The sequence below is a fragment of the Sphingomonas sp. genome (assembly GCF_035317925.1).
GTDB lineage: Bacteria > Pseudomonadota > Alphaproteobacteria > Sphingomonadales > Sphingomonadaceae > Sphingomonas_I.
In genome coordinates this window covers 1-5,179 of sequence record NZ_DATHFV010000228.1, presented here as the reverse complement: position 1 = coordinate 5,179, position 5,179 = coordinate 1, and the positions used below count along the sequence as shown (strand labels likewise).

The following is a 5,179-nucleotide window of genomic DNA, read 5'->3' as shown; positions in this document are numbered from 1 at the left end:
CATTTCGGGCAGGCGACATGCTTCCACGTCGGATGACGATCGAGCGGATTGCCGGGAATGTCGAAGCTGACGTCGTCGGGCAACACGACCGGCAATTGATCCTTCGGCACCGCGACCGGGCCGCAATCCGCGCAATGGATGATCGGGATCGGGGTGCCCCAGTAACGCTGACGGCTGACGCCCCAGTCGCGCAGGCGATAGACAGTGGTGCCGACGCCCCAGCCCTCGCTTTCGGCGCGGGCGACTATCGCGTTCTTGGCATCCTCCGAATTCATACCGTCGAGGAAGCGCGAATTGACCGCGACGCCGGGGTCGCTGTCCGCTTCGTCGCCGATCGGATCGTTGGCATGGTCGACCGACCTGGCGACGACGCGCGTCACCGGCAGCATATATTTGCGCGCGAAATCCAGGTCGCGCTGGTCGTGCGCGGGCACGCCGAATACCGCGCCCGTGCCGTATTCCATCAGCACGAAGTTCGCGACGAACACCGGCAGCTTCCACTCCGGGTCGAGCGGATGGACCGCGCTCAGCCCGGTATCGAAGCCCTTCTTCTCGGCGGTCTCGATCTCGGCGGCGGCGGTGCCGGTGTGGCGGCATTCGTCGATGAAGGCGGACAGGCCGGGCGTTCCATCTTTCAGCGCCTGCGCCAGCGGATGATCGATCGACACCGCGACGAACGACGCGCCGAAGATCGTGTCCGGCCGCGTGGTGAAGACTTCGACGTCCGGCTGCGGGCCGCCGTCCAACCGGAACTTGAAGCGCAGCCCCTTGGATCGGCCGATCCAGTTGGCCTGCATCAGCTTCACCTTGTCGGGCCAATGTTCGAGCCTATCCAGCCCGTCGAGCAGCTCGTCGGCGAAGTCGGTGATCTTGAGGAACCATTGGCTGAGCTTGCGCCGCTCGACCAAAGCGCCCGAGCGCCAGCCGCGTCCGTCGATCACCTGCTCGTTGGCGAGCACGGTCATGTCGACCGGGTCCCAATTGACCGCGCTTTCCTTGCGATAGACCAGCCCGGCTTCGTACAGATCGAGGAACAAGGCCTGTTCCTGGCCATAATAATCGGGCTCGCAGGTCGCGAGCTCGCGGCTCCAGTCGAGCGCGAAGCCCAGCCGCTTGAGCTGCGCTTTCATCGCTTCGATGTTCGAGCGCGTCCACGCACCAGGATGGACATTCTTCTCCATCGCCGCATTTTCGGCGGGCATGCCGAACGCGTCCCACCCCATCGGGTGGAGCACCTCCATGCCCTGCATTCGCCGATAGCGCGCGAGCACGTCGCCCATCGTGTAATTGCGGACGTGGCCCATGTGGATGCGCCCCGACGGATAGGGGAACATCTCCAGCACATAGCTTTTGGGCTTGGGGCTCGCGTCGTCGGCATGGAAGGTGCCGCGCGTCTCCCACTCCCGCTGCCAGCGCGCGTCGCTGTCGCGGGGCTCGAACCGCTCCGTCACAGGAAAACCTTATCCGTTCGCGGCGGCGTTACGTCGAAGGTCGCGCGCCTTCTGGAGAATGATCTCCTCCAACTTCTCGTTGGTCGAAGCCTGGACCGCCGCGTCGACCCACTGGCCGTTCTGATAGACCTGACGGGCGGCGGCCACGCGCACCACGTCGGCGCGGAGCGCGGCGTCGAGGATCGCGACCGAAACCTTCATGCGCTCGGACGGCACCGCCGGATTGACGTACCAGTCGGTGACGAAGACGCCGCCATTGCTGTCGGTCTGCGCGATCGACATGAACGAAAGCGTCTGGAGCGCGGCGCGCCACAGATAGGCGTTGACGCCGATCTGGGTGACGTTGACGGGCGCCATCTGCGGCTGCTTGGGCTGCTTCTTGCGCGCATCGGCGACGCCGGCGAGGCTCGCGACCACCAGCAGGCCGATCAGGGGACGGGAAAGACGGATCATGGACGCTAAAACCTCAGAGGGTCGGGCAGGCGCGTCGTTATAGAAGCTCATCGGCGGCCCGCAAGCCGCCTGCGGCAGGTTGCGGCAAGGGCCGATTCAGCGCCGATTCAGTCGAACAGACCGACAGGAACCCCGTTTTGCGCCATAAAATGTGGGACCAGTGCAACATACAGAAATGATTCGGTAACGCTAAAGGAACAGAGTTGCGTGTCAGGGGTAGCGACAACTTGTCCAGCGACCCATATGGGGCCCAAATGAATATGATTCGCGGGCACGTCAGGAACGGGGGGGGCGCTTTGGCGCTCTTGGCCCTGTTTGCCGTCTCCGCGACATCGGCGGATGCCAAGGTCCGGCGTCATCATCATGCCCCTCCGGCGGCGTTCGCGCCCGCTTTCAACGCCTTCACCCCGGCCGCGGCCGATCCGCGCCTTGCCGCCGCCTTCGCGCGCAGCGGGCTCGGCAGCACCGATTTCAACGACGGCGCCTTCCGCTTCACCCCGTCGGGCACCACCAGCAGCCGCCGCGCCGTCACCGTGGCAGTGCGATCGCGCGCCGTGACCCGCCAGCAGGCGGCGCACAATATGGGGCTGCCGAGCGACGGTCTCGCGCCGTTCGCCTACAGCCTGGGCGCATCGATCGGTTGGCAGCGTTTTGCCTTGTCGGGCGATGTGCAGCGGATCGATGGCGGCTTGCTGCCGAACGGGCGCGAAGCCGCCGATCTTGGCCTCGTATTCTCCGGCAAGCGCTGGGCGACCGAGCTTGAGTTTGCGGGCGAGCGCGCCGCCGGGCCGCGTCTGCCGGCCGGCCCCACCGCCGACGAAAGCTTCACAGTCGGCCTCGGCGGCTCCTACGCGCTGACCCGCCGCTTCAATGTGACCGGCGGCGTGCGCTACAAGCAGCAGCATGAGCAGATGCAGTCGCTGACCGATGACCGCCGCGACAGCCAGGCGGTCTATCTGGGCACCACCTTCAAGTTCTAATCCTTAAAAGAGCGTCGATCCCGGCCCAGCCATAGGCGCCTAACCGCGCCAGATGGCGGAAGCGGCCCGCGTCCATGCCGCCGAGCGCGATCACCGGTGCCTCCGACATCCGCGCCAGGATCGCGAACCGGATCGGACCGAGCGTGCGCACTCCAGGATGCGAGCGCGTCGCGAACACCGGCGACAGCAGGACGGCATGCGCGCGCACCTTCGCCAGTTCGCGCGCATCATGCGCGGGCGCAGTCCTGAGCAGCGGCCGCGCCGTCCGCAGATGCGGCGACCGGCCATGCGCGCCGTGGGCCCGCCACGCGGCGGCCTCGCGCGGCGAACCGGCCAGCAACAATACCAGCCCGTGCTTCCGCGCGATCGTGCGCACCTGCTCGAACAAAGCCCGGCGATCCGCCCTCGCATAATGGCGGAAGATCACGCCGCTGCCCCGCGGCAGCCGGACCAGCGCATCCCACAGCGCGTCGCCCATGCGCTCGTCGGTCATCAACCACAGGCGCGGGAGAGGCTGGCGGGAACGCATCATGCTCGCCTATAGCGCGGCAATGCTCCCGACCGAAGACGGCCCCGCCGCGCGCCTTGCCGCGGTTCGCGAAAAGCTGGCGCGCGCCGCCGCGCTCGCCGGCCGCAGGGCCGATGCGATCGAACTGATCGCGATCTCCAAGACGCATCCGGCCGAGGCCATCGCACCGCTGATCGACGCCGGCCAGCGCAGCTTCGGCGAAAACCGCGTGCAGGAAGCGCAAGCCAAATGGCCCGCGCTCAAGGCGGCGACGCCCGATATCCGCTTGCACCTCGTCGGCCAGCTCCAGTCGAACAAGGCGGACGATGCGGTCGAACTGTTCGACGCGATCCACGCGCTCGACCGGCCGAGCCTGGCCGAAGCGCTCGCCAGGGCGATCACCAAGGCCGGCCGCGCGCCGACCTTGTTCGTGCAGGTCAATATCGGCGAGGAAGACCAGAAAGGCGGCTGCGCGATCGGCGACCTGCCCGCATTGCTGGCGCAATGCCGCGCGCTCGGCCTGACCATCGCCGGCCTGATGTGCGTCCCGCCCGCCGAGACCGAAGCGGCGCCCTATTTCGCCTTGCTCGCCAAACTGGCGAAGGAGAATGGGCTGGATGGGCTCAGCATGGGCATGTCGTCCGATTACGAGACGGCGGCGATGCTGGGCGCGACCTGCGTCCGCGTCGGGACGGCCTTGTTCGGCGCTAGATGATCTCGAGCGTCGTGCCGGCGTCCATCTCCGGCAGCAGCCCGAGCAATTCTTCCTTCGCGATCGCGACGCAGCCTTCGGTGGCCGCGCCGTCGCGCCAGCAATGCAGGAAGATCGCGCTGCCCGCGCCCGGCACGGGCGGCGCATCATTGTGGCCGAGTGTGACGATCACGTCATAGAGGCCGTCGTCGCGCCAGAGTCTCTCGGCGGAAAAGCCATGCGGGTGGCGAACCGGACGGTTGTAGGCGGGGTCACCGACACCGTCGGACCAGCCGTCGTCGGGGCGGATCCAGCGCCAAGGGAGCATCAGCCCCTCCGGCAACGCCACGCGGTCCGGACGGAGCAGCACGCCACGGATGGGCCAGGCCCCGATCGGCGTCGCGCCATCGCCTTCCCTTTTGTCGACCGCCGCGATCAGCCCGCCCCGGCCGATGCTGCACCGGATCACGCGGTCGCCGGCATGCAGGAGCCCTGCCTTGCCGTCCGCGACCAGCCTCACAGCAGATGCCCGGTGCGGTCGCGCTTCACGTCGAGATAATGGGCATTGTGCGGATTGGGCGGGAGCTTGTGCGGCACGCGCTCGACCACCGTCACGCCCGCCGCCTCCAGCGCGGCGACCTTGGCCGGATTGTTGGTGAGCAACCGTATCCGGTCCTGGTTCAGCAGGCGCAGCATCGCGGCGGCGATGCCGAAATCGCGCGCATCCACCGCGAAGCCCAGCCGCAGGTTGGATTCGACCGTGTCATACCCCTGATCCTGCAGCGCATAGGCGCGCAATTTGTTGATCAGGCCGATGCCGCGCCCTTCCTGGCGCAGATAGAGCAATATGCCCCAGCCGCTTTTGGCGATCGCGTCGATCGCGGCATGGAGCTGCGGCCCGCAATCGCATTTGAGGCTGCCGAGCACGTCGCCGGTCAGGCATTCGCTGTGAAGCCGCACCAGCGGCGGATTGCCGTCGGGCGAGCCGATCACGAGCGCGACATGCTCGGCCGCGTCGGCGGGCGAACGGAAGGCGACGATCTCGCTCTGCTCCGCGCCTGCCACCGGCAGATGCGCGCGCGCGACAATTGCGAGA

At 67.4% G+C, this 5,179-nt stretch carries 7 protein-coding genes; 2 read left to right on the top strand and 5 right to left on the bottom strand.

What is annotated here, in order from left to right:
- Both leuS and VK533_RS16655 read right to left on the bottom strand, forming a co-directional pair.
- Positions 1–1,451, bottom strand: a 1,451-nt coding sequence (gene leuS / locus VK533_RS16660; protein WP_324379777.1) for a leucine--tRNA ligase, incomplete at its 3' end; no start/stop codon positions are given.
- 9 nt (positions 1,452–1,460) lie between these two features.
- Positions 1,461–1,904, bottom strand: a complete 444-nt coding sequence (locus VK533_RS16655; RefSeq protein WP_324379775.1) for a DUF3576 domain-containing protein — start codon at positions 1,902–1,904, stop codon at positions 1,461–1,463.
- Between the two features lie 296 nt (positions 1,905–2,200).
- Here VK533_RS16655 and VK533_RS16650 point away from each other — a divergent pair, with 296 nt between their 5' ends.
- The gene (locus VK533_RS16650; RefSeq protein ID WP_324379774.1) at positions 2,201–2,884 is read left to right on the top strand and encodes a hypothetical protein; all 684 of its coding nucleotides are present in this window, start codon (positions 2,201–2,203) and stop codon (positions 2,882–2,884) included.
- On the opposite strand, the gene VK533_RS16645 is transcribed toward VK533_RS16650, so the two are convergent.
- Positions 2,874–3,416, bottom strand: coding sequence for a thiamine phosphate synthase (locus VK533_RS16645; RefSeq protein WP_414712326.1), 543 nt, complete (start codon positions 3,414–3,416; stop codon positions 2,874–2,876). The two genes, VK533_RS16650 and VK533_RS16645, sit on opposite strands and share 11 nt — an antisense overlap.
- A gap of 19 nt (positions 3,417–3,435) precedes the next feature.
- On the opposite strand from VK533_RS16645, the gene VK533_RS16640 reads away from it, so the two are divergent.
- A complete protein-coding gene (locus VK533_RS16640) occupies positions 3,436–4,107 on the top strand; it encodes a YggS family pyridoxal phosphate-dependent enzyme (protein WP_324379779.1) in 672 nt (223 codons plus the stop codon).
- Here VK533_RS16640 and VK533_RS16635 read toward each other — a convergent pair.
- Positions 4,100–4,603 (bottom strand): L,D-transpeptidase family protein, encoded by a 504-nt coding sequence (locus VK533_RS16635; RefSeq protein ID WP_324379772.1) that lies wholly within the window; start codon positions 4,601–4,603, stop codon positions 4,100–4,102. The two genes, VK533_RS16640 and VK533_RS16635, sit on opposite strands and share 8 nt — an antisense overlap.
- Positions 4,600–5,179, bottom strand: a 580-nt coding sequence (gene ribA / locus VK533_RS16630) for a GTP cyclohydrolase II (RefSeq protein WP_324379770.1), incomplete at its 5' end; no start/stop codon positions are given. The genes VK533_RS16635 and ribA, both read right to left, overlap by 4 nt.